Below are 26,977 nucleotides of genomic sequence, written 5' to 3'. Positions count from 1 at the left end.
GCGTTTGCCAGCTTGCGCTGGTAAGCTGAACTGCGGAACTGTTGCATGCGGATGCGAGTGCGGTATCCATCGGCACATGCATGCGAGCGGCTCCAGCAACCGACGGCGAAGGGGCGGACAGGGGGATCATATGGCCATCAACGCACGGGAACTGCCACTGGGAAAGGTGTTCACACCGGATTTCCGTTTCACGGTGCCTTCCTTCCAGCGGGCGTATATCTGGAAGTCCGAGAACATTCTCCAACTGGTCAGTGATCTGCATGACGCTTCGAAAACACCGCAGACCCCGTACTTCCTCGGCTCGTTGATCCTGGTCCGCCATGGTGACAACCGCTATGACGTCATCGACGGGCAGCAGCGGTTGGTATCCCTATCCATCATCATCGCCGTGCTGCGCGATCTGGAACAGGACGCCGACCTGATGCACCAGCTCGACGCGCTGCTGGTGGAACCCGGCGACAAGCTGCGCGGCATCATCAGCGAGCCACGGCTCACATTGCGCGAACGCGACGCGTCATTCTTCCGGGAACACGTCCAGGAGGACAACCTCGAATCCGTGTTCGACATGGACAACGACGATCTGGCCACCGCCGCGCAACGCAATATGGTAACGAACATCCGGAATGTGTACGACGAGATATCCGCGTGGGGCATGTCCGCGCGGCAGCAGTTCGCCCAATACCTCGTCAATCAGGTCACCCTGGTCATCGTCACGACCGACAACCTTGATGGCGCCCATCGCATCTTCGACGTGATGAACATGCGGGGATTGCCGCTCACGCCGTCCGACGTCTTCAAGGCACGGGCCACATCCGGGCTCAGTGACGCGGAGCTTGACGCCTATACCGAACGCTGGGACGACATCATCGACCCGATCAGCGACGACCCGCATGAGAGCGACGAGTTCTTTTCATACCTATATCTCATCCTCGCCCATCAGCCGGATACCGGCAAGCTCATCGAGGATTTCCTCGACAATGTGCTCAAGCCTCATATCGACAACGGCACGGTGGCCTCGTTCATCAACACCGTGCTCGCCCCGTATGCGATGGCGTGGCGCATCATCTCCAAACCCAACGAGACGATACTGCCCGCCGAAATCCGGCATCGTCTCGAGGGACTGAACGACTACCGCAACCATGAGTGGAAGCCCGTAGCCATGTGGGCGCTGGTCAATTCGTATCGTCAGCTGGGCAATCCCGATTGCCCGCCGTTCGCACAACGCGGCTCACGGAACGTCAAGGCATCGACGTCGCTCGCCGCATTGGAGCCCCACGATGAACGCCGTCTGTCGGAGATCCTGTCGGCTCTTGAACGCGTGACCGGAATCCGTACGTTGATTCGGACCGACGTCACAGACAGACGCGGGTATGCGAACGCCGCTATCCGCGATCTCGACAAAGGGTATCTGGTCGAACGGTGCAACGGTCTGAAAGTCCGCGACGACGACCAGGAGAACGCCGTGGTGCGCCTGCAAGGGGAATTGCAATCAGACAATGCGTTGGTTCGACTGCTGCTCATCCGCGCCAATGAGCAGAAGGCGCAATCCCACCTTGACAGGCCGCGCAAATGCAGCGCACTGCCTATCATGCCGGTGAATATCGAACATTCGAAATCGTTCAGTGACTGGTCACCCGAGCAGCATGACCATTGGCTGTATCGACTGGGCAATCTGGCACTGGTCCAAGGCACCGAAGAGCAGCTGGACAAGTTCAACGAATTCGCCGCGCGCCGTGACCGCATGCTCATGCGCTCGGATTCACGCCGTTTTCCTTTGACCAATGAGCTGAAGGATTACAACGACTGCACGCCTTCGCTGCTTGAGAAGCGGCAGTCGGAGACGGTTCGCCTCATTGTGGATTATTGGGGCATCCGTTATGACCGCAACAACAACGATCTCACCGTCCAAGGCATCGATCAGCTCGCGCAGTCGCCGACGGCGCACGCAGCACACAGCTCGAAACGTGTGACCATCCGTCAGGTGATTCAGGCCGGATTGCTGGTGCCCGGCGAACGGCTGGTCTGGGAGCGGCCTCGCAAGGGCGAACGCTGGTATGCCACGGTGACGGAGAACGGACGGTTCCGCTTGGATGACGGCTCGGAATACCCGACGCCCACTGCGGCCGCCCGTGCCGCTGCGGGAGGCCGTCGCAGCGGCGGGCTTGAAGTATGGAAGCGCACGTCCAATGGTCAGAAGCTCAGCGACATCTGGAAGCAGTGCCGTCTGCAGTCCCACTGATCCACATGACCCATAAATGCAGGACGGCCGGAGACATGGCCCCGACCGTCCTGTTGCATTACTTCATGAGGTTGCGAAGCACGTACTGGAGGATACCGCCGTTACGGTAGTAATCAGCCTCGCCGGGGGTGTCAATGCGCACGACCGCGTCGAATTCGGTCGTGGAGCCATCCGTACGCGTGGCAGTGACATGCACGGTCTTCGGCGTCGTGCCGGAGTTGAGCTTATCCACCCCATCGATGTCGTAGGTCTCGGTGCCATCAAGACCCAGCGACTTGTAGGATTCGCCTTCAGGGAACTGCAGGGGCAGGACGCCCATGCCGATGAGGTTGGAGCGGTGAATGCGTTCGAAGCTCTCGGTGATCACGGCTTTGACGCCGAGCATCAGCGTGCCCTTGGCGGCCCAGTCGCGCGAGGAGCCGGTGCCGTATTCCTTGCCGGCCAGCACCACAAGCGGCGTGCCCGCTGCCTTGTAGTTCAGCGATGCATCGAAGATCGTGGACGGCTTGCCGGTCGTGAAGTCGTAGGTGAAACCGCCCGGTGTGACCTCCTCGCCCACAGAGGCGAGCAACTGGTTGCGCAGTCGGATGTTGCCGAACGTGCCGCGCACCATCACCTCGTGATTGCCTCGGCGGGAACCGTAGGAGTTGAAGTTCTTCGGGGCCACGCCGCGGTCGGTGAGATACTTGCCGGCAGGGCTGGACGCCTTGAACGCACCGGCCGGGGAGATGTGGTCGGTGGTCACGGAGTCGCCGAGCAGTGCGAGCACGCGGGCACCGTGGATGTCCTCAACCGGGTCCGGCACGGCCTTCATGCCATCGAAGAACGTCTGCTTGCGTACATAGGTGGACTTCGGGTCCCATTGGAACAGCTCGCCTTCGGGCACGTCGAGGCCCTTCCAGCGGCGGTCACCGTCGAACACGGAGGCGTAGTCCTTGAGGAACATCTCGCGGCTGACCGTGCCGTTCACCACGGCGGCCACCTCTTCGTTGGTAGGCCAGATGTCCTTGAGATAGATGTCATTGCCGTTCTTGTCAACGCCGAGCGGCTGGGTCTCGAAGTCGAAGTCCATCGTGCCGGCGAGCGCGTAGGCGATCACGAGCGGCGGCGATGCGAGGTAGTTCATCTTGACGTCCGGGCTGATGCGTCCCTCAAAGTTGCGGTTGCCCGAGAGCACTGCGGTGACGGTCAGGTCGTTGGCGTTGATGGCCTCGGAGATCTCTGGCAGCAGCGGGCCGGAGTTGCCGATGCAGGTGGCGCAGCCGAAACCGACGAGCTCGTAGCCGAGCGCGTCGAGGTCGTCCTGCAGTCCGGCGGCCTTGAGGTAGTCGGCCACCACCTGGGAGCCGGGGGCGAGCGAGGTCTTGACCCACGGCTTGGGCTTGAGTCCCAGCGCGTGCGCGTTGCGGGCAATCAGGCCGGCGGCCACCATGACGGACGGGTTGGAAGTGTTGGTGCAGGAGGTGATCGAGGCGATGGCCACGTCGCCGTTGGTGATGTCGAAATCGCCGCGGAAGTCGGTGGAGACGGCGATCGGCTCGTGGGCGGTCTTCTCGGTCTCGTACGCGGGCAGCGTGTCCTCGAACGTGGACTTGGCCGTGGCGAGCGTGATGCGGTCCTGCGGACGCTTCGGGCCGGCGATGGACGGCACCACGGTGCCGAGGTCCAGCTCCATGTATTCGGAGTACTTCGGTTCGACGTAGTCCGGATCGTTGGCGTCGCCCCACAGCTTGTTGGCCTTGGCGTACGCCTCGACGAGCGCGACCTGCTCGTCCGAGCGGCCGGTCAGGCGCAGGTAGTCGAGCGTGACGTCGTCAATCGGGAAGATGCCACAGGTGGAGCCGAACTCCGGGCTCATGTTGCCGATGGTGGCGCGGTTCGCCAGCGGCACGGAAGCGATGCCCTCGCCGTAGAACTCCACGAACTTGCCAACCACGCCGTGCTTGCGCAGCATGTCGGTGATGGTCAGCACCACATCGGTGGCGGTGACGCCCTCGGGGATGGAGCCGGTGAGCTTGAAGCCCACGACGCGCGGCACGAGCATGGAGATGGGCTGGCCGAGCATGGCGGCCTCGGCCTCGATGCCGCCCACGCCCCAGCCGAGCACGCCGAGGCCGTTTTCGGTGGTGGTGTGCGAGTCGGTGCCGACGCAGGAGTCGAGGTAGGCGAGATCGCGGCCATCGTTCAGACCGGATGCCTCGGCGCTCTTGGTCATGATGACCTTGGCCAGGTATTCGATGTTGACCTGGTGGATGATGCCGGTTCCCGGCGGCACGACACGGAAGTTGCGGAACGCCTGCTGCCCCCAGCGCAGGAACTGGTAGCGTTCGCCGTTGCGCTGGTATTCGATGTCCATGTTCTGCTCGACCGCGTCGGCGATGCCGTACTTGTCGATCTGCACGGAGTGGTCGATGACCATGTCCGACTGGACCTGGGGGTTGATGACCTCCGGGTCGCCGCCGAGGTCCTTGACCGCGTCGCGCATGGTGGCAAGGTCCACGATGCACGGCACGCCGGTGAAGTCCTGCATGACCACGCGGCTCGGGGTGAACTGGATCTCGTGGCTGGGCTGTGCGTCGGGGTCCCAATCGAGCAGGGCCTTGACGTGCTCGTCGGTGATGTTGGCGCCGTCGATGTTGCGCACGAGGTTCTCGACCAGCACCTTCAGCGAGTACGGCAAGTGGTCGATGCCATCGAGATTGGCGATGTTGTAGTAATCGAAGTCCTTGCCGGCCGCGTGCAAGGTGGCCAGTTGGGCGTCACGTAAGGACATGCTTCCTCCGAATCATGAATCGGCTCTTGTTGCCGTAGATTATCCGCTTGTTATGGTACGGGTACGTTACTTTGCCTCTGGCGTGTCGGATTGAAACGTGAGACAATGCAGCGACTTTCTTTCAGCTGACTTCGGGGAGGGGCTGGCGAAGGAGCCCAACTCCCCTCAGTCAGCTACGCTGACAGCTCCCCTCAGAGAGGGGAGCCGGCGATATACGGCACACTAGATATTGATTCCGCTTCGGCGTAGGAACCGGGCCAGAATGCTGCCGGCCTTCGGCACCAGCCATAGGCACAGCACGAAGATCACGGCTGCGCCGGCGAGGGCGATGAGCGTGGCGGTCAGCGTGGCGCCGGTGGGCAGGATGAGCGCGAAGAACCGCGCAACGAACGGGATGAACGTGCCGATGACGCCAGCGGCGGCGAAGAACGCCACCAGCCCACCGCGCCAACTGTTGAGCGGACTCGCGACACGTGCGAGCACGAACACGCCCATCAGGAACAGGATGATGGCGCTGGTGGCGCGCAAAGAGGAGAGATCACCATCGTTGCCTGTGATGTTCCAGCCCATGACGCCAGGCAGGAACCAGGCGGCCAACAGCACGGAAAGCGCCGTGGCCACGCCGCCCGGGAGCGCGAACTTGACTACACGCTTCAGGAATCCTGGGACGTAGCGTCGCGTGTTCGGCGCGAGCGCCAGGATGAACGCCGGCATGCCGATGGTGAGCGCACCGATGTAGGTGATGTGGCGGGGCAAGTACGGGTATGGGATTTGCGTCAGTACCACACCGAGCGAAATCAGCGCCGAATACACGGTTTTGACGAGGAACAGGCTGGCGACCCGTTCCATGTTGGCCATGACCTGACGTCCACGCGCCACGACGTCGGGCAGATGGGAGAATCTGGAATCCACCAACACCACTTGCGCCACGGCCTTGGTGGCGGGCGCCGCGTTGCCCATGGCGATGCCGAGATCGGCCTCTTTCAAGGCCAAGGCATCGTTGACGCCGTCGCCGGTCATCGCCACCACATGATGCTGCGTGTGCAGCGCCTGTACAATGGCCTTTCTGATCGGGCAGCACGCGCCCGAGCACGTCGACATGCTCCAGCACCCGGGCGAGCTCATGGATGTCGTCAGGCAATTCACGCGCGTCCAAGGCCACCGGCTCACGGTCGCCGGTGAGTCCGACCCGGCGTGCGATGCACCAACCGTCACCGGATTGTCGCCGGAGATCACGCGGCATCGCACGCCTTGCTCACGGAACCATGCCAGCGTCCGCTCGGCATCGTCGCGAATCCGTTCGGAGCACAGCACCAGCGCGACGGGTTGCGCCTGCGGGTCAAGTCGTGGAGTATCGGCGCTGACGGCGCCAGCGGTCTCCCCCATTGGATTGTCGCCCATTGCATCGTGTCCCGCTGAACCATGACGCAGGCTTCCTTCAGAATTGCAGTCCGCAGAACGGGCGAGCAACAGCACCCGATCGCCGTCATCGGCATATTCGTTGACCTGCCGCAGTATGTCGGCGTTGTCGCCCTGCAATGCAGCCAATATGACTTCCGGAGCGCCCATGAACCACCGTTCGCCCCTCTCGTCCACCACTGAGCTCCACTTGCGGGCCGAGGAGAACGGAATACGCGCACGAACCGTTCCTGCGACGAACCCCTGCGCCGTCAGGCCAGCAAGCACCGCTTGCCCAGTGCCGTTGGGCTGCTCCTCATTGCAGCAGTCGTACAGCGCCTGTGCGACGGTCCGCTCGGCCGCGACGCCATGTCCGCCGACATCGGCCGCATCCTCCAGCATGATGAGCCGGTCGAAGGCGATGCCGCCATCGGTGATGGTGCCGGTCTTGTCAAGGTTCAACGCATCGACGCGGGCGAGCGTCTCCACGGATTCCAGTTCCTGCACCAGCGTGTTGTGCCGGGCGAGTCGCATCGCGGCCACCGCGAAATTCAGCGAAGTCAACAGCACGAGGCCTTCGGGGATCATGCCCACCACGCCCGCCACCGCCGACACCACGGCCCCACGCCATTCACCGGTCGTGAACGCATGGTTCCAGCCTCCGACCGTGCGGATCTGCGACCAGATGAGCAGCACGCACAGCGGCACCACCAGGAAGGTCATGAATTTCAGAATCGTATTGATGCCTTTGTTGAGATCGGATACGGTCTTCTTGTAGACCTTCGCCTGCGCGGTGAGCGTTGCCGCATAGGAGTGCGCTCCCACGGCGCTCACCCTGACCAGCGCCATGCCGGAGACCGCGGTGGCACCGGAGCAGATCTGCTCCCCCACCTTGTGCCGGACGGTCCGCGATTCACCGGTCAGCATGGATTCGTCCAGTTCCAGACCCCAAGTATGGATGATTCGTCCGTCGGCAGGCACCTGTTCACCAGATCGAATCCACAGCAGATCATCCATGACGATATCGCTATGGGATACCGCGACATCATTGCCACCACGGCGTACAAGCACATCGGACGCGACCAGAATGGAAAGCCTGTCCAGCGTGCGCTTCGCCTTGAGCTCGGTCACGATCCCGATGCCGGTGTTGATGATGATGACGAAGCCGAACACCGCGTCCTTCCATGATCCGGTGATCAGCACCAGTACCATGGCGGCGAAGATGATGCCGTTGAACAGTGTGAACACGTTGGCGCGCACGATGTCCTTCACCGAACGTGACGTGGAGTCCTTCATCGCGTTCGTCTGCCCGGCTTCGATGCGCTTGGCCACTTCCTCGGCGTTCAGGCCGGTCTCGTCGATTTCGGGCATTGCCGCGGCTGCTGTTGCACTCATGCCATCCAGCCTACCGTGCCGTATGGCGCAATGCGTTCAGGCTCGGGGATGATTCGGCGTGATGTCACATGGTGGTGACAGCGATAGAGCGCTCGTGCGGCTCGTCGCGAATGACCGCCAGCACCGCGTCGCCGATGCGCTCGGCATTGGCGTCACGGTCGTTGATGGTGAGCGTGGCCGCGTAAAGCAGATCATTGTCGGGCACAGCAACAGGATTGAGCAGGGCGACTGCGATGCCTGCCTCCCTGGCGTTGCCGAGTGTCTGCTCCCATGTATCACGGTTGGCATCGGTAATGGCGATGCCGCTGACGATGATGATGTCCACGGCACGGGCGACGTAATCGGCGACCGCATGCTGCGCAGTGATATCCGAATCGGCGGCATCGGTGCCGTCAGCATCAGTGCCGTCAGCACCTGCATCGGCAGCAGTATCGGAGGCAGCCGTACCAGCAGCATCGGAAGCATCGGAATCCAGCGAAGCATAGTACACACTGATGCCGTCGTCGGCCATGGCATCTATGGCGAGCTTGTCCGCGGCGGTATCCGTGGAGCCGACGAACCCGACTTCCGCATCCGATGTATGGATTGAATCATGGGCGACGGCGGGAGGATTGTCCTGCGTATCGCCCACCGCACGATTGACCGGCGTGCATGCGGCCAACGACAACACCAGCGCGGTGCAGGATATAACCACCATAATCCGTCGTCTCATAGTGGGCATGATAGCCGCACCCCGGCGATAACGGTCCGGATGCGCATCAGCGGACGAACAGGGCCACCGTCTCGACATGGTGCGTCATCGGGTATATGTCGAACGACCTGATATCGCTGAGCTCATAGCCTTCCGCGATCAGCGTGGCGGTGTCTCGGGCCAATGATGTGGGATCGCAGGCGATGTACACCACAGTGGGTGCCCCGGATGCCGCGATCTGGCGGCAGACCTTGGCCCGGGCCCCGGCGCGTGGCGGGTCGAGCACCACCACATCCGGCTTGGCCAGATCGGCAGGTACATGAAGCAACGTATGCGAGACGTCACCTGTGCGGGCGTCCACGTTGGTCAGTCCGGCAGCGCGGAGATTGCGCTGTGCGTTCTTGACAGCGACCGCCGCACCTTCAACGCTCAACATGCGGGTGCGTTCGCCAGTCATGGTGGCCAGCGGCAGGGTGAAGAGCCCCGACCCCGAATACAGATCCCAGATCACCGGTGCCGCAGCGCCTTGCAGCCGCCCGTTCACCAGATTGATGACATGCGTGCCGAGCGCGATCGGCGCCTGACGATGAATCTGCCAAAATCCATTGGCATCCACCTGATAGGTGAACGGACGGCCGTTGATGGTCACCCGTTCGGTCAGCAATCGCGAACCGGCACGCAGCTCTCCGTCAACAAGTACGGCATAATCATCGCCATTGTCGTGATTGTTGGAGGATACGCCGGGCTCCGTGCCGTTCGTGCGCGGTTCGGGCACAGACAACCGGATCTGGCTTCCCGGTGCAAAGCCGCCATCCCATACATGCTCGCGTTCGGCCACATCCAGGAGCGCCTGAGTGGCGAGCGGCATGGTGTCAAGGGCCACACGATTATGAGTGCCACGGCGACGCATGGACGGCCGTCCCTGTTCATCGGCAATCATCTCGATGCGCGTACGCCAATGCAGCCCGCCAAGTTCCTCATCGCCGGGCATGCGTTCGATGGGCACAGCCACATCGATGTGGCCGAGGCGGCTCATCTGCTCCGAAACGGTGATGGCTTTCCATGTCAGCTGTCCTTGCAGCGAGACATGCACGAGATCGGCACCGCCCACTCCCCCGCCCATGGCCAATGGTCCGGCAAGCGGCCATGCAGGACTGACACGATCCTCGGACGCTTCGATCACCTCCACGACCTCGCCGGTCCAGAAACGGTCGTCGCGATCGTGCGGCTCGTCGAGCTCGACCCGGACGAGTTCGCCGGGCAGGGCGAAACGCACGAAGACCACACGCCCATCGATATGGGCTACGCAACGGCCTTGATCGGCGTATCGTTCGATGCGGACTTCAGCTTGCATCCTCGTTCTCATCCTTTCGCGCGGTCTTATGACGGTGCAGCGGCGTGGCGATGATGAGGTAGCTCACCCAGATGGCAAGCGCCCAGAACGGAATGCCCATCAGCAGCCTGGTCACGCCAAGCGCCGCGACATGATCGGTCACATACAACGGCACCTGTACGATCAGACGCAGTGCGAACACCGCCACCCATAGTCCGGTGATGATCGTATAGGCGCGTTTCAGCGCCTCATCGTTCATCCAATCCTGGAACCATGCCTTGAACCGTTCGGTGGGCATCTGCCGGATGAATTCCACAACCAGTCCCAAGCCGGGCACACGAACCATCAGCGAGACCGACAACAGTACCAGATAGATGGCATTGGTCAGAAAGCCGAACATATAGTAGTTGCGCGCCTCATGACTTTTCCATGCCCAGATCAGGCAAATGCCCACTGCCACAAGCCCGGACACCGCGCCCATCACCGACTGGCGCTGGCAGAGACGCACAATGACCTGCAGCACCGCCAGCACAGCAGACACCGCAATGGTGAGGTTCAGGTTGCTTGTAGCCACGAACAGGACGACGAACACCACACCGGGCAGCATCGACTCGATGACGCCGCGCGGACCGCCGATCGCCTCGATGACCGAAAAATCCTCGTCGCCATTGCCGGCATCCGCCAGCGCCGACAGGCCGGTACGTTTCTTATCTGTCAAGTCTCTTCCTCTATCCGTGGAGTTCCCACCGTGAGAGATTCACCGTGAAAGTCCTCGAAAACCAGCAGCTCCGATACACCGTATCCGGTGCCTTCTCTGCAGAAGAAGGCACCGGATACGCAGGCCGGCAGATCAGCGCACTTCGGAGAACATCGGACCACGGGACAGGGTGGTCTTGACCTCCGTGGTCTGGTCCTGGCTCAGCGGGCCCTTCGGCTTGTTGTCCGGAATGTCCTTGAAGTGCTCCTTGCCGCCTTCCTGCGCCTCCGCTTCGGCAGCGGCCTTGGCGGCACGGCGTTCTGCCGGGGCGACCGGCGGATGCATCGGGATGAGATCGCGCGGAGCCAACGGTTCCTCGCCACGCTCTACCACGATGTCAGCGAAGAACTTGTTCAGGGCCTCGGTCTCCGGGCTATCGGGATCGACGGCAGCCTTGCCGGAGAAGATGCCGCGAAGCATCCAACGCGGCCCGTCAACGCCGACGATACGGGTGTTGACGGTTTTGCCGCCCTTGACGCTGACCGGCAGCTTCAGTTCGGTGCCGAATACACCTTCGGCTTCGGATGCGTTCTTATTGGCCTCCAGCAGATCGGCGCGCACATCATCCCACAGTCCCATGGTCTTGGGCGCGGCGAACGCCTCGATCTCAAGGCTGGAAGCGCCATAGGTGATGGTGGAGCCCAGCACCTGCTGGGTGGCGCGGCTTGCCTTGATGCGCAATTCGATACCCTGCAGGAACGGCAGGTAGTACGCGCCCAGATCCAGATAATCGTCGTAGTCGGGAACGTCCTCGTCGTTCACGTCCCACGGGCCACGCTCATCGCCACGGCCCACGTATTCGCCGGACGGCTCAGCCAGCACGGTTTCGGCGCTTTCGGCCTTGGCCGCGGTGTTGGCGGCCTCAGCCGCCGCCTTGTCTTCGTCGACGGAGCCGGCCGGTTCGGCTTCCTTCTTGCTCTTCTTCTTTCCGAATCCGAACAGTCCCATAATTCCTCATTTCGTATCACGGTTGCAACCCTTGCAAGCCTAGCACCCAGCCTCAAAGAACGCTGAACATTCACGTCAGGCGATGAGACCGCAGTGAGATTGGTATACAGACGCTAATACTATGGCGGCATGACCATTACCATCACTACTTCCAATGTCAATGGCCTGCGTGCGGCCGACCGCAAAGGCATCGTGGCTTGGGCGGGACACCATACTCCAAACATATGGTGCATGCAGGAGGTCCGTGCGCCGCAGCCGGACATCGACAAGATAGTCAGCAAATTCGCCTTCGAGTACGCGCAGGCGGGCGCAATCGATTCGGCTGAGGATCTCACGCTGACCAACGAGATCTGCCGCGTGAAGGGTCGCGCCGGCGTGGCGCTGCTTGCCGATCTGCCAGTGATCGAGCAGCGGTACGGTCTGCCGGGATTGGATGAGGATGTCGATTCGGGGCGATGGATCGAAACGGATATCCGCACACCGCAGGGATACGTGATCACGGTGGTATGCGTATACGTCCATGCCGGCAATGCCGATGACCCGTTGAAGATGGAGCAGAAATTCCGCTTCTTGGACACCATGCTGGTGCGTCTGGGCGAGTTGCGCGATGAGGCTGCGCACGGTGGCAGGCAGGCTGTGCTCTGCGGTGATTTCAATATCGCGCACACGCCGTTGGACATCAAGAACGCCAAGGCCAACGAGCATCACGCCGGATTCCTGCCCGAGGAGCGCGCGTATGTCGACCGATGGCTCAATGAATACGAATTCGTGGATGTGATGCGTTCACTATCCGGCGACATCCAAGGGCCATACACCTGGTGGAGCCAGCGTGGACGCGCCTTCGACAACAATGTCGGATGGAGAATCGACTACCAGTTCGCCACACCGGAACTGGCGGAGACCGCACGGGGCTTCGTCATTGACAAGGCGCCCACCTACGACCAGCGCTGGTCCGACCACGCTCCCCTGACCATCACCTATGACGTGTGATTTATCAGACACTCCATTAAGCGCTATGTCGTGTTGCCCGGTACACCTGCCGGACAACACCGACATAGCGCGATGAATTATCAGTCCAGACCGAGCTTGAGCTTGCCGCCGGGGATGGCGTCGAGCAGATCTTGGGTGTACTGCATCTTCGGGTGGTCGAACACCTCATCAGTGGTGGCGTGCTCCACGAGCTTGCCATGCTGCATCACCACGACCTCGTCGGCGATCTGACGGACCACGGCCAGATCGTGGGTGATGAACAGGTAGCTCAGCCCCTTTTCAGCCTGCAGGTCGTTGAGCAGGTGCAGCACCTGGTCCTGCACGAGCACATCGAGGGCGGAGACGGCCTCGTCGCACACGATCACGTCCGGGTCAAGGGCCATGGCACGCGCGATGGCGATACGCTGACGCTGGCCACCGGAAAGCTCGTTCGGATAACGACCCATGACCGACTGTGGCATCTCGACCATGTCGAGCAGTTCTTTGACACGGTTGGTGCGCCACTTCTGATCGCCGATCTTGTGGATGCGCAGCGGCTCCTCGATGGAGCGGAAAATCGAGTACATCGGATCCAACGAACCGTACGGGTTCTGGAACACCGGCTGCACGTGACGACGGAAGCCCAACAGATCCTTGGCCTTGAACGTGGATGTGTCACGTCCCTCATAGAAGACCTTGCCGGAGGTGGGTTCGAGCAGGTGGAGCACCATGTTCGCCACGGTGGACTTGCCGGAACCGGATTCGCCCACAATGGCCAGAGTGGTGCCGCGCTTGACGGAGAAGGACACGTCGTCGACTGCCTTGAACATCTCCTTCTTGCGCGGAAGCTTGAACTCCTTGGTCAGGTGTTCGACAGTGATGATGTGTTCGCTCTTCTCGAGCTCGTTCTCATCGGCGATCTTGTGGTCGAGCAACGCATCGGCGTCTTCACCGCGCTCCTTGGCGGAAATGATGCGCTGGGAGGCCAGTGACGGCGCTGCGGCGACGAGTCGCTTGGTGTACGGGTGCTGCGGGTGCTGCAGCACCTCGAGGGACGGACCGGATTCGACGACCTGTCCCTTGTACATGACGACGATGTGCTGGGCGCGTTCGGCGGCCAGACCCAGATCGTGGGTGATGAACAGCACGGCGGTGCCGAGCGAATCGGTCAGGTAGTGCAGGTGGTCGAGGATGCGCTTCTGCACGGTCACGTCAAGTGCCGAGGTCGGCTCATCGGCGATCAGCAGGTCAGGACGGCAGGCCAGACCGATGGCGATCAACGCACGCTGGCGCATGCCGCCGGAGAACTCGTGCGGGAACTGACGGGCGCGGGTGGCGGCATCCGGCAAACCGGCTTCGGACAGCAGGCCAGCGATACGATCGTCCATGGACGAACCGATGACGTATTTCTTGGCCAGATACCAAGCATCGTCATCCTTCACACCGGCCTTGATGAGGTCGTCGGCCACACGCCAACGGGTTTCGGAACCAGGCACCCATTCGCTCTCAAAGCGGGCGACGGCCTTGTCGAAGGCGTCCCCTGTCACACCGGCGGCGGTCAGCGCCTTCTTGGCCTCGTCCATCAGAGCGGGCAGCTCCTTGGAGCCGAGGAAGGTCTCGTCGTCATTCCCCTTGAGCTTCACGGCGGCGTCCTCGCCGGCCAAGGCCTTGGCCAATGCGGAACGCTTCTCGTGGTTGACGTCCATATTGTTGGCCTTCAAAGCCTCCTTGACCTGAGAGCCGATACGCCACACCGGGTTCAGGTTGCTCATCGGGTCCTGAGGCACGAGGCCCATCTTGGTGCCGCGGAGTTTGTCGAATTCCTTCTGCTTGGCATTCGCGATCTCCTGGCCGTCAAGCTTGATGGAGCCGCCGACCACATGACCCGTGCCGGGAAGCAGACCCAGCACCGCCATTGCGGAGGTGGACTTGCCGGAACCGGATTCGCCCACGATGGCCACCCACTGGCCTGGATAGACGGTGAAGGAGGAGCTGCGCACGGCATGGACCGGCTTGCCGGTGTCCGTGGTGAAATCGACGGCCAGATCCTTGACTTCGAGCAGCGGGCCGTGGGCCTTCTGCATGGCCAGCATCTGTGCCTGGGAATCGATAGTGGAATTGTCAGTCATAATATTTCCTCTGCTCCCTGACTCAGGCCGTACGGCTCTTCGGATCAAGGGCGTCCTTGACGGCGTCGCCCATCATGATGAACGCAAGCACGGTGATGGCCAGTGCCGCGGACGGGTAGAACAGCACGAGCGGATCGGTCTGCAGGTTGACCTGGGCGCTGGAGATATCACCGCCCCAGCTCACGGTGGTGGTGGGAAGACCCACACCCAAGAAGCTCAGCGTCGCCTCGGCCACAATGTACGACGCCAGCGACGTGGTGCCGATAACGATAATCGGGGCCAGTGAGTTCGGCAGGATGTGACGGAACAGGTTTCGCGTGGGCGTCGAGCCCAAAGCCGTGGAAGCGGTGTTGAATTCAAGGTTCTTGGCTTCGAGCACAGCGCTTCGGGCGATGCGGCATACGCCGACCCAGCCGAACAGTGCGAGCACGAGCACGACCTTCCAGATGGACTTGGAGGTCTTGAACATCTGCAGCACCACGATGGCGCCGAGCAGCATCGGCAGGGCAAAGAAGATATCGGTGATACGGCTCAGCACCGCATCGACCCATCCGCCGAAGAAGCCGGCGACGGCACCGATAAGAGTGCCGACGAACACGACGAGCAACGTGGAAAGCACACCTACTGACAGCGAGGTACGGGTGCCGTACACCACGCGGGTGTATACGTCGCAGCCCTGCATGTCATAGCCGAAGGGGTGTCCGTTGGAGGCGGGGCTCAACGAGTTGGCGAGATCGCAGGAGTTCGGGTCCTGCTTGGTGAACAGACCCGGCGCGATGGCCACAATGATGATGAAGAGGATGACGATACCGGAGATGATGAACAGCGGGTTGCGGCGCAAGGTTCGCCAGGCATCGGCCCACATGCTCGCCGCAGGAGCGGATTCGTCGACGGAGTCCACGTCCTGCAGCGGCGTCTCATCGAGAGGCGCCACATATCGATCCTGTCCGGGGAGGGTCTCCATGAAGTACTCAGGCGTCGGTTCGCCGGAATTATCGAGCTGGTTGTCGAGGTTTTCGTTAGTCATGTCGGTCACTCCTTCCCTATCACGCGTAACGAATGCGCGGATCGAGTGCCGCGTAGAGCATGTCGACGATAAGGTTGCACACCACGAAGATCAGCATGAGCAGCGTGACGATGGACACCACCAGGTTCGCCTCGCCTTTCAGAATCGACTGATAGGTCAGGAAGCCGATGCCGTGGATGTTGAAAATCTGCTCGGTGATCATAGCGCCACCCATGAGGGCGCCGATGTCCTGACCGAGATAGGTGACGACCGGAATCAGGGAGTTGCGCAGCACATGGCGGAGCATGACCTGACCATTGGACATGCCCTTGGCCCGTGCGGTGCGCACATAGTCCTCGGCGATGTTAGAGGAGATCTCCGATCGGGTCAGTCGGATGATGTAGGCCATCGAGACGGAGCCCAGCACCATGGCCGGCATGAGCAGGTCGAGGAACGTCGGGTCCGCGCCGGCTGTCACCGGCAGGATTGACCATTGGATGCCGAGGAGATACTGCATCACGAAGCCGGTGACGAAGGTCGGCACGGAGATGAGGAGCAGGGAGACGATCAGGATGACCGTGTCGTACCACTTGCCCTTCTTAAGGCCCGAGATGATACCGAAGATCACACCGAAGATGGCCTCGAAGCAGAACGCCATCAGACCGAGCTTGATGGTGACCGGGAAAGCGCGGGTGATTTCGTCGATCACGGGCTGGCCGGCGAAGGTGTTGCCGAAATCAAGAGTCAGCGCGTTCTTCAGATAGATGAAGTACTGAACGATGAACGGCTGATCGAGGTGGTATTCCGCGCGGATCTGGGCTGCGACGGCTTCGTTGATGGGCTTGTCACCGAACATGGCCTTGACGGGATCGCCAGGCAGCAGGAAGACCAGCGCATACACGAGGAATGTCGTACCGAGAACCACGGGGATCATCTGCAGAATGCGTCGCAGAAGATACTTACCCATACGGTTGCTCCTTACTCATGACCGGTTTCGGGGACTACAACGGCGAAACGCTGCACGCGACCGGTCGTCAAATACTCCGACAGTCTACCGCAAGCGCTGACGGAGGTTTGTAAACTGACGTTAACTTAGCGTCCATTCCGGGCGGTTCCTGTGAAATTGTCCGATATATGGTATGGATTCATGACTTTTCACGAGGAATTTCCCGCGACACGTACGAGGAAGAATGGTGCATGCGACGAAATGCGAAAAGGGGCGAGGACCATGACGATCCTCGCCCCTTGTAGGTCAGCGAACTACATGTTCGATGTCAGACGAGCCTCAGCTCACTTCTTGGACATCTCGGCGTAGGTCGGAAGGTTCTGCCAATCCATGCCGAAGCCGGACTTGACGGACAGGGAAGCCACGCCGGAGGCGTTGGAGTAGTACAGCGGGATGGCCGGCAAATCCTTGAGGAGGATCTCCTGAGCCTGCTGGTACAGCTTGTTGGCCTCGTCAGTGGTCTTGGCGGCGGCGGCCTGCAGGCACAGGGCGTCGAAGTCAGGGTTCTTGTAGTCGCCATCGTTGGAGCCCTTGCCGTCAGCAGCGGCGGAGGAGTACAGCTGCCACAGGTAGTTCTCGGCGGACGGGTAATCCGGCTGCCAGCCGGTGCGGAACGCACCAGTCATCTGGCGGTTGGTGATGGCGTCACGGAATTCCTGGAAGGTCGGAATCGGGTTGGTGGCCGCGTCGATGCCCAGGTTGTTCTTGAGCTGGTTCACGATTGCGTCGTAGATCGGCTTGGCACCACCATCGGCGTTGTAGGAGAAGGTGAGCTGACCGTCGAACTTGGAGATGGCGTCAGCCTTGGCCCACAGTTCCTTGGCCTTGGCGGCGTCGAACTTGAGGTTCTCAGAGCCCTTGAGGGAGTCGGAGTAACCCGGGGTCTTCGGGGAGGTGAAGTCGGTGGCCGGCGTGCCGATGCCGTTGAGCACCTTGTCGATGATCTGCTCGCGGTTGATGGCCATGGAAATGGCCTGGCGGCGCAGCTGGCCTTCCTCGTCGTTCTTGAAGTGGTCAAGGGTGGACGGGATGGTGAAGGTCTGGATGACGGAACCAGCCTCGGAGTACGGCTGGATCTTCTTGTCGGACTTGAAGGTCTTGGTGAAGGCGGCCGGCACGGACTCCATCACGTCGAGGGCGCCGTTGTTGGACTGGATGTCGCGGTAGGCGGCCTGGTCGTCGGTGTAGACCTTGAAGGTCACGCCGTCGTTCTTGACGTCCTCGTTGCCCTTGTAGTCAGTGTTCTTGACTAGGGCGATCTCCTTGTTGTGATCCCAGTGGTCGAGCTTGTACGGGCCGTTGCCGACCGGCTTCTCGCCGAAGGCCTTCGGGTCCTTGTAGAAGGACTCGGGCAGCGGGGCGAAGGCCAGGTAGCCGACCTTGACAGGGAAGACGGAATCGGACTGGTTCAGGTCCACGGTGAAAGTGGTGTCGTCCACGACCTTGAGGCCGGAGAGCTGCTCGTCACCCTTAAGGCCGTCGGCCTGCAGGTCGTCATAGCCCTTGATGGTGGAGAAGAAGGAGGAGGCCTTCTGAGCGTTCTTGGCGTTGGCGGCGTAGGACCAAGCCTTGGTGAAGGACTCGGCGGTGACATCGGTGCCGTCGGTGAACTTCCAACCGGACTTCAGCTTGATGGTGTACTGGGTGGCGTCATCGTTCGGGGTGATGGACTCGGCCACTTCGTTGGAAGCCTTGCCGTCCTTGTCGAAGGAGACCAGACGGGAGAAGAGCAGATCGCCCGGCTTGCCGCCACCGGTCTCGTTGGTGTTGGACGGGATGAGCGGGTTCTGCGGCTCGGAGTTGTAGGCGTAGATGATGTTGGCGCCAGCGGTGTCACCGGCGGCGTTGCTGTTGCTGGAACCGCCGCAGGCGCTCAGCAGCATGGCCATGGAGCAGGCCATGGCGGCGAAAGCAAGAGCTTTCTTCTTCATTGATATCTCCTATTCGTAATCTGCAGGATCATGGTTTTGGACCACGATCCGCTTCACGCAAATGGGGCTGGCCGCTGGCGACGCGTCGTAGGCGTCATACCGGCAAACCAACCCCATTGCTGATTAATTTGCATTGTCTCGCGCTTTGGTGACAAGAAGCAAATTCCATGTTACGTATATGTAAATTCGAAGTCCGTTAAATGGCGATATTCAGCCATATTGCAGGTTCACACGGTATTGTCCACATTCTGGTCATTCTCGAAAAGACCTCGAAAAGACCACTGTCACAACGAAATATGACGCACAAACCTGACGCGCGATGACGCGCGATGGGATCAGGCGCGCGGAAACGCCTGTGCATACCTGCTTTTCAGCTGTTCGATGGAGACATGCGTGTACCGTTGCGTGGTTTTCAGCGACGCATGGCCAAGCAGTTCCTGCACCTCGCGCAGATCGGCGCCCCCATCGAGCATGTGCGTGGCCGCAGAATGTCTCAATGCATGAGGGCTGATATCCGGCACTCCGGCGTCTCTGGCCATGCGGTGCACCACCTCCCTCGCCACACGTTGGTTGACTCTGCGCCCTCGTGCCCCCAGAAACAGCGCATCCGCGGAATCATCGGCGGCAATATCGGGGCGCCCATCATCAACCCATGCCCGCAGCGCGCGCATGGCCGGTACGCCGAAAGGCACAACCCGTTGTTTATTGCCTTTTCCCGTCACTCTGACAGTACGGTTGGTGAAGTCCACATCGTTCATGTCGAGCGACACCAGCTCCGCCACACGAATGCCGGTGGCATACAACAGTTCAAGGATCGCAGCATTGCGCAGGTGTTCGGCGTGCGTTCCGCGAAGACCGCCATCGCCGCCGTCATCCATATCGCCGGCGTTGTCGCCGTCGTTGTCGCCGACGCCGTCGCCATGATTGACGGCCTCGCTATCGGCCTTATCCATCAGCTGTCTGGCCTGCACCTCGGTGAGCACCGCCGGCAAGGTGTCTGGAATCGATGGAGTCATCAGAGTCGCGGCCTGATTCGTACGCACCAAACCATGCCCATAGCACCATGCGAAAAACCCGCGGACGGCGACAGTTTTGCGAGCCATGCTGCTGCGCGCGTGATGGCGCGATTCGGCAGCCATCCAACTGCGCAGATCATCCAATGTGATCTCGTTGAGATCGGTGACGCCGCGGCGCACGAACAGGGCAAGGCATGCTTCGACATCGCCACGATACGCCTTGAGCGTATTCTCGGAAAGGCCACGATTGGCTTGGAGATAACGGATGAACGCATCGACGCATTCCTCAAACCTCATACCCTTCATGCCTCCCACACAGCCCAATCACCCATTTCGATACACTATAGGCATAAGTTCACGGGCACAGACTTAAGGACGAATGATTCACCATGCTCGTCACAGCAGGCAAGGCACCGCACGCGATTCGGAACAGCGCAATGGGATGGATGACCATGTGGTGGCGCAAGCCATCGACCTGACCAAAGTGTACGGCGACGCAGACAATCGCGTACTGGCTCTGGACCATGTCAACGTGGAATTCGAGCGCGGCCAGATGACCGCGATCATGGGCCCCTCCGGCTCCGGCAAATCCACACTCATGCATTGCATGGCCGGTCTTGACCAACCGACCAGCGGCAAGGTAATAGTGGAAGGGCTCGAGGTCTCCGCGATGAACCAGAGACAACTGACCAAGCTGAGGCGCGAGCAGATCGGCTTCATTTTCCAGTCGTTCAATCTGGTGCCCACCCTTTCCGCCGAAGAGAACATCCTGCTGCCGTTGCAGATAGCGAAAAAACCCATCGACCGGGCCTGGTTCAAGCAGGTGGTCAGCGTGGTGGGCTTGGAGCATCGGCTCAAGCATCGCCCCAGCCAACTGTCCGGCGGACAGCAGCAGCGCGTGGCCTGCGCACGCGCGATGATGGCCCGCCCATCCGTGATCTTCGCCGACGAACCCACCGGCAACCTCGATTCCCATTCCAGCCGTGAGGTTCTGGGATTCCTGAAACAATCCGTGCAACAGTATGGGCAGTCTATTGTCATGGTGACGCACGATCCCCGTGCAGCCTCCTATGCCGATCGTGTGCTCGTGTTGGCCGACGGCAACATCACGCAGGACCTGAGGCATCCCTCCTATGACCGTATTCTCGAGGTCTTCGCCGACGAAGGCAACGAGGACGGCGACGCGGAGCCGAACGCATGATCAGGATCGGTCTGCGTGACGCCCGCGCGCATTTCGGGCGATTCGTCATGTCCATCATCGCCATCGCGCTCGGCGTGAGCTTCGTGGTGGGATCGTTCTGCTTCCGCGAAATGATGAACAATCAGGTCGATCAGATGCTGGCCTCGAATTCCGATGCCGACGTGTATGTGCGGGGCGACACGGAACAGAAGGATGACACGTCGGCATCATTCGCGGCCTCATCCTCAGGCTCCGAGTCAGGCTCGGATTCCACCCAGACCTCCACGGAATCGAAGAACTACAACCGCATCGATGTCTCCCTGGTGGACACCATCGGCAGCGTTCAGGGCGTGGACACCGCTGAAGCGGTGTACGAGGTCAACGGTCTGGTGCTGGTGGGCAAGGACGGCAACGCCGTATCCACCATGGGAGGCATGACCTCCGGCATGGGACTGTCGCAAGGAACATGGCGTTCGGCCACACTGACCCAAGGCCGATGGGCGAAGGCCAAGGATGAGATCACCCTGCACACGTTCGCGGCCGAAACCGCCGGTCTCAACGTCGGCGACACCACCAAGCTCGTATATCCGGACGGACCTGCCGACGTACGCGTGGTAGGCATATTCTCCACCGCCTCCTCCCAGGCCGGCGCAATCATCATCGGCCTCGACCCGGCCACCGCCAAAGAGTACTTCCAGCAGCAATCCGGGCAGATCGGCACCGCCCGCTATCTGACCGTCTACGGGTCGGCAGCCCAGGGACAGCCTCTCAGCGTGGAACAGCAGCAAACGCTCGCCGACCGAATCAACAAGGCGCTGCCTGCCGATGCGAACGCCGTCGCCGTGACCGGGCAGAGCGTGCGCGACGACAACGCCGCAAGCACCAAGAAGGCTTTGGGCTTCATCCAGCCGCTGATCCTCATATTCGCGATCATCGCCCTGTTCGTCGGCTCGTTCATTATCACGAACACGTTCTCTATGATCGTGCGCGAATCGATGCGCGGCTATGCATTGCTGCGCTCAATCGGAGCCTCCCCCGTCCAGGTTTTCGTCACAGTGGCTGTACAGGCCGTTCTTCTCGGCTTGGTGGGGTCCGGAATCGGCATCGGCCTTGGCTGGGGCATGGTCAAGGGCATCGTGGCGCTGATGGCCCGGATGGGCACGCCGATGACCGGCGCCGTGAATCCGAGCGTCTCCGACATGCTGGTCGGCTTGATCGTGGGCGTCCTCGTCACGCTTATCGGGGCATCTCTTCCGGCTCGCCGTGCTGCCATGGCCCCTCCCATCCAAGCCATGAACGAAACGGTGAACCCGGAGAAACCGGTATGGCCACGTGGCATCATCGGCGCGATCATGATGGTGTTGGGCGTCTGTGCATGGGCGGTATGCTGGCGCATCGCATGGGTCAACACCAACGGAGGCGAGGTATCCCCCTGGAGCCGGTTCAACGATCTGGCCACGACGCTGGGCACCGGCTGGCCGCTGGGCATCGGCGCCGGCCTGATCGTAATCGGCGTCATTGTGCTGGCCCCCGCACTGGTGACGCCAACCAGTGCCGTTCTCGGTTGGATTCCGTCGCATGTGTTCACGGTGACGGGCAGACTGGCTACTCGCAACCTGTCGCGAAGCAAGCGACGCACAGCGAACACCGCGGCGGCGTTGTTCGTGGGTGTCGCAATCGTCAGCTGCCTTGGCGTGATCGCCTCCTCGGCCAAGGCCTCCGTGGCCGGCATTGTGGATTCCGGACTCAAATCGGATTTCTCCGCCATGTCGGTGTCCAACGGACAGATCCCCGATGACGCGATTGAGGCCATAAAGAACACCGAAGGCATCGACACGGTATCACAAAGCCGCATGCTGATGGGCGTGACATATGGCTCCGGCGACGACGAGGCCTCTGCGATGACGTTCGCCGAGCAGCCTTCGCTCTTCACCAAGGTGTTCGCCCCGGTGACCAATGCTGGCGATGCAGACAAGGCGTTGCGCGACGGCGAGCTGGTGGTCGGTCTCGAAGTGGCCAAGGACAATGGTTGGAAAGTCGGCGATGAAGTCAGGGTCAATGGTCGGCAGGTCGTGGTCGACGAGGCTGCGACAGCCAAGGCCCAGGCCGATTATCAGGCTCAGGTCAAGGGAACCATCGACAACCTGACCGCTCAGGCGCAGCAGCTGATGGCCGCCGGCGATATGGCCGGGGCACAGGCGAAAACCAAGGAGATAGAGAAGGTCAGCGATGATGCGAAGAACGTCGATCCGGCGACCATGGTGAAGACCAAGAACGAGACGACGCACGTCACGATGAAGGTGGGCGCCATCATCGAGAACTCCATCTACCGTTCCATGGTGCTGATGAACGATGATGCGGCAAACAAGATCGCCAACAAATACACGATGTTCACCATCATGCTGTTCATCAACGGGAAGTCAGGAATCGATCTCGATGGCCTGAAGACGAGGCTCATCGATGCCGTGAAACCGTATTACGTGGTGAACGTGCAGAATCGCGACGAATTCAAATCCACGATGAGTTCGATGGTCGATCAGATCCTCCTGGTGCTCTACGCCCTGCTGGCACTGTCAATCGTGATCGCGATCTTCGGTATTGTCAATACGCTGGCATTATCAGTCTCCGAACGCACCAAGGAAATCGGCCTGCTGCGCGCCATAGGAACCTCGCGCGCACAGATACGCGGCATGCTGGGCATCGAGGCGGCGATCATCGCCGTGTTCGGCACGGTGCTGGGCATGGTGGTAGGCGTTGCCGCCGGCGTGGTGATTCGTGCGGTGTACGAGGCAAACGGATTGTCCACACTGAGCATTCCCTGGAATCAGCTGGCGGTGTTCCTCGCGCTCTCGATTCTGGTGGGACTGATAGCGTCCGTCTCCCCCGCGTCACGCGCGCTGAAGCAACCTGTACTTGACGCAGTCGCCTCCGAATAACCGCCGAATGGCGATGATGCATGAGTCGTCATCAATGGCGGAGTATTCTGGAAGCCGAAGGCTTCAGCGTTGAGGTTCATGACATACGAAGGGGACGATAATCATGACATTGCCACGACAGATTCCTGTAGGCGCACGGGTTGTGGTGCGTATCACCGATGGCATCGACCCGGCGGACGGCCGCATGAAATTCCGTGATTATGTGGGCCACGTGACCTCATGGGATGGGTACACATTGGAGATGGTGCGTGATGCGGCCGCCAACGGGTCGCGTCCTGCGCAGAATGTGACCATCCATCAGGAGCAGATCGCCACGCTCAAGCCGGTGCCGGAGCGTCCGCGCACCCGGCCCCGCCCGTAGACGAGTGCCGCATTGTGCGAGGACTCAGACAGCCTGTCTCTCCCCTTGTCTGATTCGCTGCCGGCTCTCTCATTAGGAGGCCAACCTCTGAGCAGACGACACGACAGGCCTCCAGCTCACACCGAGGGACGCACCTGTATGATGGCCTGCCTCAAGTGAACGAAGCCGATGATGGCCTCGCCGCGGCGTGCTGAGAACAGCAATGCCTGCTGCCATCCCGATTCCGGAATCTCAAGCTCCCGATTCGCGAATGAATCGGAATGCGCAATCGCCGACTTGTATCTGCGGAATGGATCACCTTCGGCGAAGAAGCCCCTTACCTGCGACGCATCCGCATCGTGCAGCCAATCGGCCATGTCGGTGAGCCTCGCAGCCATGCGGCGCAACAGTACTTCCACGTTCACCGCATCCTCTTCGACCATGGCCCGTGTACGGTCGGGGTCGGTCAATGCGACACGGGTCATGTCCCGCCAGCACCCGGCGGATAACGCCGCGGCGATATTACGGTCGGGGTTCGCTGTCAGTTCGTTGATCAATGCAGTGGAAACCACATGAGGCATATGCGAGATCATCGCTGCTGCCTTGTCGTGTGTCTCGTCATCGAGCACGATGAGACGATTGCCCACATGTTGGGTGATCATCGAGGCGACGTCGAAGAATCGGCGGTATTCCGTGTCCTCTTCCACGGTGACCGCCCACAGCGCATCATCAAACAGATGGGCGTCAGCGGCACTCCAACCAGACAGCTCATTGCCCGCCATCGGATGCGCACCCACGTAGCAAGCTTCCAATCCGGCTTCCCTGACCTGTTCGCGGACCACGCCCTTGACCGACCCGACATCGGTAAGCGTGACACGCGGGTTCTGCGCAAGCAACGGAGCCAGTGCGGCAAGCACGGACGGCATGGCCTTCAGCGGGTTGCACAGCACCACCACATCCGGGGCGGCATCCATGAGTTCGCGCAGATCCCTTGCGCAGACAATGCCGTCCGCTTCGGCCTGCGCATAAGGGTGAGGCCTATGATTCCAAGCAACCACCCTCGTGCCGCCTGCCGCCAGACGTCTGGCGAGCGACCCACCGATCAATCCGAGTCCTACAACACCAACCGTATCTACCACAGCAGTTCCTTTCTCACCTCTTGGTCGTACTGCCAGCCTTCAGGCACACGCCGCTCATCGATATCGATGTGGATGCCGCCTTCGGGCAGCATCCAGGCATCGACCGGCGGGTTCGCGCGTTCACGACGCGGATAGACGGCCAGGGTCTTCAGCCAGATGCCCTGCATGGCCAACATCTCCAATACCTTCTGGAATCGAGGTTCCCAAGGCGCGGCATCCAGCGTGTCTATGAACATGTACGTCCCATCATGGCCTTTGATGGGACGGGATATGAAACTGGTCATGTTCAAACCCGCGATGCGCAATACATCGAGCACGTTCGCCACGACCCCGGGGCCGGTGGCAAGCGGAATGAACGTGATGATGGTCTCGAAATCAGTGGCGCCACCGTGTCGGGCACGGGAGTTGAGCTCCTGCACCTGGTCTCTGGGTGCGATGACGAGGAAGTCGGTGCGTGCACCGTCGAAATCCTGAACATGGTCCGCAAGAGTGTCGAGACCATACAGCGCGCCGCAGATGCTCGGACCCAGCGCCACCTGTCCTGGCTTCAGATCACGGCAGGCCGCCGCATTCGATGATGCCGGCGTCGGCGTGAGCCGATGTTCGGCGATGAACCGCGTGCATTGTGCCAGACCATGCGGATGGGCGCTGACGGTATCGCCGGTGCAGTCGTATATGCCATGGCCGCGAACGGTGAAGGCGCTGAAGGACACATCAACGTTGATACGGGCGAAACCGGCCGCATCGGTGGCATCTATCAGTGCATCCAGATTCGGGACCACATACCCTTCGACATTGTTCTCCCATGCGATGACGCCCCATCCGTGATGCGATTGCACCGCGTTCATTATGGCTGGGACATTCGGCGACGGAACCAGATCGAAATCACCCAGCGGGGCGAATTGATCGGCGGCCGTCATTGCCGCCTGATGAGTGAACGTACCCTCAGGGCCTAGATAATACAGTTGAATACGCGCCATAACGTTCTATGGTAACGGCGGATTCCTGTATACCGTGTCACATCGTCTGCATCTTGGCGGGCATAGTGAACCAGCGAGCCGGCACGACGAGCATGATCACCTGCACGAGCACCAGCATACAACCAGATATATCCGGCGTGTTGGGTGAAATACGGCATATCGCCTTGGAATCCGGCCACAATCAATGCGTTGCCGGATGTGGTGGTGAGGGCCAGCCCCCATGCCGTCATCGAGGAGGCGATGAGATGCAGCGCGAGACCTATCACACCCATGCGCGATCGTGCGCACCATGTCGACAGGATGATCAGCAGGAACGCCAGCACCAGTCCATAGGGGATATTGATATCCGCACCCATACGATGGGCAAAGGTGCCCACGAATGCGGCGAGAGCGCCGGACAGCACTGTAATCAACGCTCTGACCAGCTCGTTCTGCCGATGCGACCAAGGAAGCGGATCATTCGTTCGCAGATTCATGCGCCCCATCATACGTACGTCCCAAGTACATGTACATATGATCACGCCGGCTCCCCATAAACGGGAAAGCCGGCATGAATATCGAATCAGACTACTTCGTAGCGGCGTTGTTCTGCTGAGCCGTCAAGCGAAAAGCCCAGTGGGCTTTTCGTAGGCGAAGTGAGCGGGCGCATCACAAGCGCCCGCGAAGGTCGTCAGAATAATCAGACTACTTGGTCTGATTATTCTGACGATGCCGAGGCGTGAAACGGACAGTCCAGTGGACTGTCCGTAGCCGAGGTGAGCGGATGCCACCACAGGGCATCCGCGAAGGCAGCGTCGTCTGAATAATCAGA

The 26,977-nt window shown here is 60.9% G+C and carries 18 protein-coding genes and 1 pseudogene; 5 read left to right on the top strand and 14 right to left on the bottom strand.

Annotated elements, in window-relative coordinates; translation table 11 throughout:
• The first annotated feature begins 130 nt into the window (after positions 1-130).
• A complete protein-coding gene (locus BREU_RS06090) occupies positions 131-2,239 on the top strand; it encodes a GmrSD restriction endonuclease domain-containing protein (protein WP_044088847.1) in 2,109 nt (702 codons plus the stop codon).
• A 58-nt stretch (positions 2,240-2,297) separates the two neighbouring features.
• Here BREU_RS06090 and acnA read toward each other — a convergent pair whose 3' ends face one another.
• From acnA to BREU_RS06060, 6 genes are all read right to left on the bottom strand, one after another.
• Positions 2,298-5,012: an aconitate hydratase AcnA gene (gene acnA / locus BREU_RS06085; protein WP_044088846.1), complete on the bottom strand. Its 2,715-nt coding sequence runs from the start codon at positions 5,010-5,012 to the stop codon at positions 2,298-2,300.
• Positions 5,013-5,234: 222 nt separating this feature from the next.
• Positions 5,235-7,805: an HAD-IC family P-type ATPase gene (locus BREU_RS06080; protein WP_238567016.1), complete on the bottom strand. Its 2,571-nt coding sequence runs from the start codon at positions 7,803-7,805 to the stop codon at positions 5,235-5,237.
• Positions 7,806-7,869: 64 nt separating this feature from the next.
• A complete protein-coding gene (locus BREU_RS06075; RefSeq protein WP_044088844.1) occupies positions 7,870-8,517 on the bottom strand; it encodes a hypothetical protein in 648 nt (215 codons plus the stop codon).
• A gap of 46 nt (positions 8,518-8,563) precedes the next feature.
• The gene (locus BREU_RS06070; RefSeq protein ID WP_044088843.1) at positions 8,564-9,850 is read right to left on the bottom strand and encodes a class I SAM-dependent RNA methyltransferase; all 1,287 of its coding nucleotides are present in this window, start codon (positions 9,848-9,850) and stop codon (positions 8,564-8,566) included.
• Positions 9,840-10,547, bottom strand: coding sequence for a DUF3159 domain-containing protein (locus tag BREU_RS06065; protein WP_044088842.1), 708 nt, complete (start codon positions 10,545-10,547; stop codon positions 9,840-9,842). The genes BREU_RS06070 and BREU_RS06065 overlap by 11 nt, the downstream gene beginning before the upstream one ends.
• Positions 10,548-10,679: 132 nt before the next feature.
• Positions 10,680-11,534 (bottom strand): DUF3710 domain-containing protein, encoded by an 855-nt coding sequence (locus BREU_RS06060; protein ID WP_044088841.1) that lies wholly within the window; start codon positions 11,532-11,534, stop codon positions 10,680-10,682.
• A 129-nt stretch (positions 11,535-11,663) separates the two neighbouring features.
• On the opposite strand from BREU_RS06060, the gene BREU_RS06055 reads away from it, so the two are divergent.
• On the top strand, positions 11,664-12,524 hold the full coding sequence (locus tag BREU_RS06055) for an exodeoxyribonuclease III (protein ID WP_044088840.1): 861 nt from the start codon (positions 11,664-11,666) through the stop codon (positions 12,522-12,524).
• An 80-nt stretch (positions 12,525-12,604) separates the two neighbouring features.
• Here BREU_RS06055 and BREU_RS06050 read toward each other — a convergent pair whose 3' ends face one another.
• The 5 genes from BREU_RS06050 to BREU_RS06030 form a co-directional block, all read right to left on the bottom strand.
• The gene (locus tag BREU_RS06050) at positions 12,605-14,632 is read right to left on the bottom strand and encodes a dipeptide ABC transporter ATP-binding protein (protein ID WP_044088839.1); all 2,028 of its coding nucleotides are present in this window, start codon (positions 14,630-14,632) and stop codon (positions 12,605-12,607) included.
• Positions 14,633-14,654: 22 nt separating this feature from the next.
• Positions 14,655-15,659, bottom strand: a complete 1,005-nt coding sequence (locus BREU_RS06045) for an ABC transporter permease (protein WP_081886576.1) — start codon at positions 15,657-15,659, stop codon at positions 14,655-14,657.
• A 19-nt stretch (positions 15,660-15,678) separates the two neighbouring features.
• Positions 15,679-16,605 (bottom strand): ABC transporter permease, encoded by a 927-nt coding sequence (locus tag BREU_RS06040; protein ID WP_044088838.1) that lies wholly within the window; start codon positions 16,603-16,605, stop codon positions 15,679-15,681.
• 323 nt (positions 16,606-16,928) lie between these two features.
• Complete coding sequence (locus tag BREU_RS06035) at positions 16,929-18,575, bottom strand: peptide ABC transporter substrate-binding protein (RefSeq protein WP_044088837.1); 1,647 nt, start codon at positions 18,573-18,575, stop codon at positions 16,929-16,931.
• A 335-nt stretch (positions 18,576-18,910) separates the two neighbouring features.
• Positions 18,911-19,888 carry a tyrosine recombinase XerC gene (locus tag BREU_RS06030; protein ID WP_044088836.1) on the bottom strand — a complete coding sequence of 326 codons (978 nt, stop codon included), beginning with the start codon at positions 19,886-19,888 and terminating at the stop codon, positions 18,911-18,913.
• 145 nt (positions 19,889-20,033) lie between these two features.
• Here BREU_RS06030 and BREU_RS06025 point away from each other — a divergent pair, with 145 nt between their 5' ends.
• The 3 genes from BREU_RS06025 to BREU_RS06015 all read left to right on the top strand — a co-directional run bounded on the left by BREU_RS06025 (position 20,034) and on the right by BREU_RS06015 (position 24,068).
• Entirely contained in the window at positions 20,034-20,792 is a 759-nt protein-coding gene (locus BREU_RS06025; RefSeq protein WP_044095874.1) for an ABC transporter ATP-binding protein, read from the top strand.
• Positions 20,789-23,707 carry an ABC transporter permease gene (locus BREU_RS06020; RefSeq protein WP_044088834.1) on the top strand — a complete coding sequence of 973 codons (2,919 nt, stop codon included), beginning with the start codon at positions 20,789-20,791 and terminating at the stop codon, positions 23,705-23,707. Before BREU_RS06025 ends, BREU_RS06020 begins: the two co-directional genes overlap by 4 nt.
• A gap of 103 nt (positions 23,708-23,810) precedes the next feature.
• Positions 23,811-24,068, top strand: coding sequence for a DUF6725 family protein (locus BREU_RS06015; RefSeq protein WP_044088833.1), 258 nt, complete (start codon positions 23,811-23,813; stop codon positions 24,066-24,068).
• A 116-nt stretch (positions 24,069-24,184) separates the two neighbouring features.
• Here the strand turns inward: BREU_RS06015 and BREU_RS06010 are convergent, their stop codons facing one another.
• From BREU_RS06010 to BREU_RS06000, 3 genes and pseudogenes are all read right to left on the bottom strand, one after another.
• Positions 24,185-25,186 carry a prephenate dehydrogenase gene (locus BREU_RS06010; RefSeq protein WP_044088832.1) on the bottom strand — a complete coding sequence of 334 codons (1,002 nt, stop codon included), beginning with the start codon at positions 25,184-25,186 and terminating at the stop codon, positions 24,185-24,187.
• The gene (locus BREU_RS06005) at positions 25,180-26,166 is read right to left on the bottom strand and encodes a prephenate dehydratase (RefSeq protein ID WP_044088831.1); all 987 of its coding nucleotides are present in this window, start codon (positions 26,164-26,166) and stop codon (positions 25,180-25,182) included. The genes BREU_RS06010 and BREU_RS06005 overlap by 7 nt, the downstream gene beginning before the upstream one ends.
• Positions 26,167-26,203: 37 nt before the next feature.
• Positions 26,204-26,642: pseudogene (locus tag BREU_RS06000) on the bottom strand (alcohol dehydrogenase).
• Positions 26,643-26,977: the final 335 nt, after the last annotated feature.

Origin of the sequence: Bifidobacterium reuteri DSM 23975, from assembly GCF_000741695.1 — a bacterium.
GTDB lineage: Bacteria > Actinomycetota > Actinomycetes > Actinomycetales > Bifidobacteriaceae > Bifidobacterium > Bifidobacterium reuteri.
This window is presented reverse-complemented; position numbering and strand designations above follow the sequence as displayed.

Excerpts from the sequence above, each read along its gene's own strand:
- BREU_RS06080 (WP_238567016.1), bottom strand. The coding sequence starts at position 7,805 with ATGAGTGCAACAGCAGCCGCGGCAATGCCCGAAATCGACGAGACCGGC.
- BREU_RS06050 (WP_044088839.1), bottom strand. The coding sequence starts at position 14,632 with ATGACTGACAATTCCACTATCGATTCCCAGGCACAGATGCTGGCCATG.
- BREU_RS06035 (WP_044088837.1), bottom strand. The coding sequence starts at position 18,575 with ATGAAGAAGAAAGCTCTTGCTTTCGCCGCCATGGCCTGCTCCATGGCC.
- BREU_RS06060 (WP_044088841.1), bottom strand. The coding sequence starts at position 11,534 with ATGGGACTGTTCGGATTCGGAAAGAAGAAGAGCAAGAAGGAAGCCGAA.
- BREU_RS06055 (WP_044088840.1), top strand. The coding sequence starts at position 11,664 with ATGACCATTACCATCACTACTTCCAATGTCAATGGCCTGCGTGCGGCC.
- BREU_RS06045 (WP_081886576.1), bottom strand. The coding sequence starts at position 15,659 with ATGACTAACGAAAACCTCGACAACCAGCTCGATAATTCCGGCGAACCG.
- BREU_RS06015 (WP_044088833.1), top strand. The coding sequence starts at position 23,811 with ATGACATTGCCACGACAGATTCCTGTAGGCGCACGGGTTGTGGTGCGT.
- BREU_RS06025 (WP_044095874.1), top strand. The coding sequence starts at position 20,034 with ATGGATGACCATGTGGTGGCGCAAGCCATCGACCTGACCAAAGTGTAC.
- BREU_RS06070 (WP_044088843.1), bottom strand. The coding sequence starts at position 9,850 with ATGCAAGCTGAAGTCCGCATCGAACGATACGCCGATCAAGGCCGTTGC.
- BREU_RS06020 (WP_044088834.1), top strand. The coding sequence starts at position 20,789 with ATGATCAGGATCGGTCTGCGTGACGCCCGCGCGCATTTCGGGCGATTC.
- BREU_RS06005 (WP_044088831.1), bottom strand. The coding sequence starts at position 26,166 with ATGGCGCGTATTCAACTGTATTATCTAGGCCCTGAGGGTACGTTCACT.
- BREU_RS06075 (WP_044088844.1), bottom strand. The coding sequence starts at position 8,517 with ATGAGACGACGGATTATGGTGGTTATATCCTGCACCGCGCTGGTGTTG.
- acnA (WP_044088846.1), bottom strand. The coding sequence starts at position 5,012 with ATGTCCTTACGTGACGCCCAACTGGCCACCTTGCACGCGGCCGGCAAG.
- BREU_RS06040 (WP_044088838.1), bottom strand. The coding sequence starts at position 16,605 with ATGGGTAAGTATCTTCTGCGACGCATTCTGCAGATGATCCCCGTGGTT.
- BREU_RS06090 (WP_044088847.1), top strand. The coding sequence starts at position 131 with ATGGCCATCAACGCACGGGAACTGCCACTGGGAAAGGTGTTCACACCG.
- BREU_RS06030 (WP_044088836.1), bottom strand. The coding sequence starts at position 19,888 with ATGAGGTTTGAGGAATGCGTCGATGCGTTCATCCGTTATCTCCAAGCC.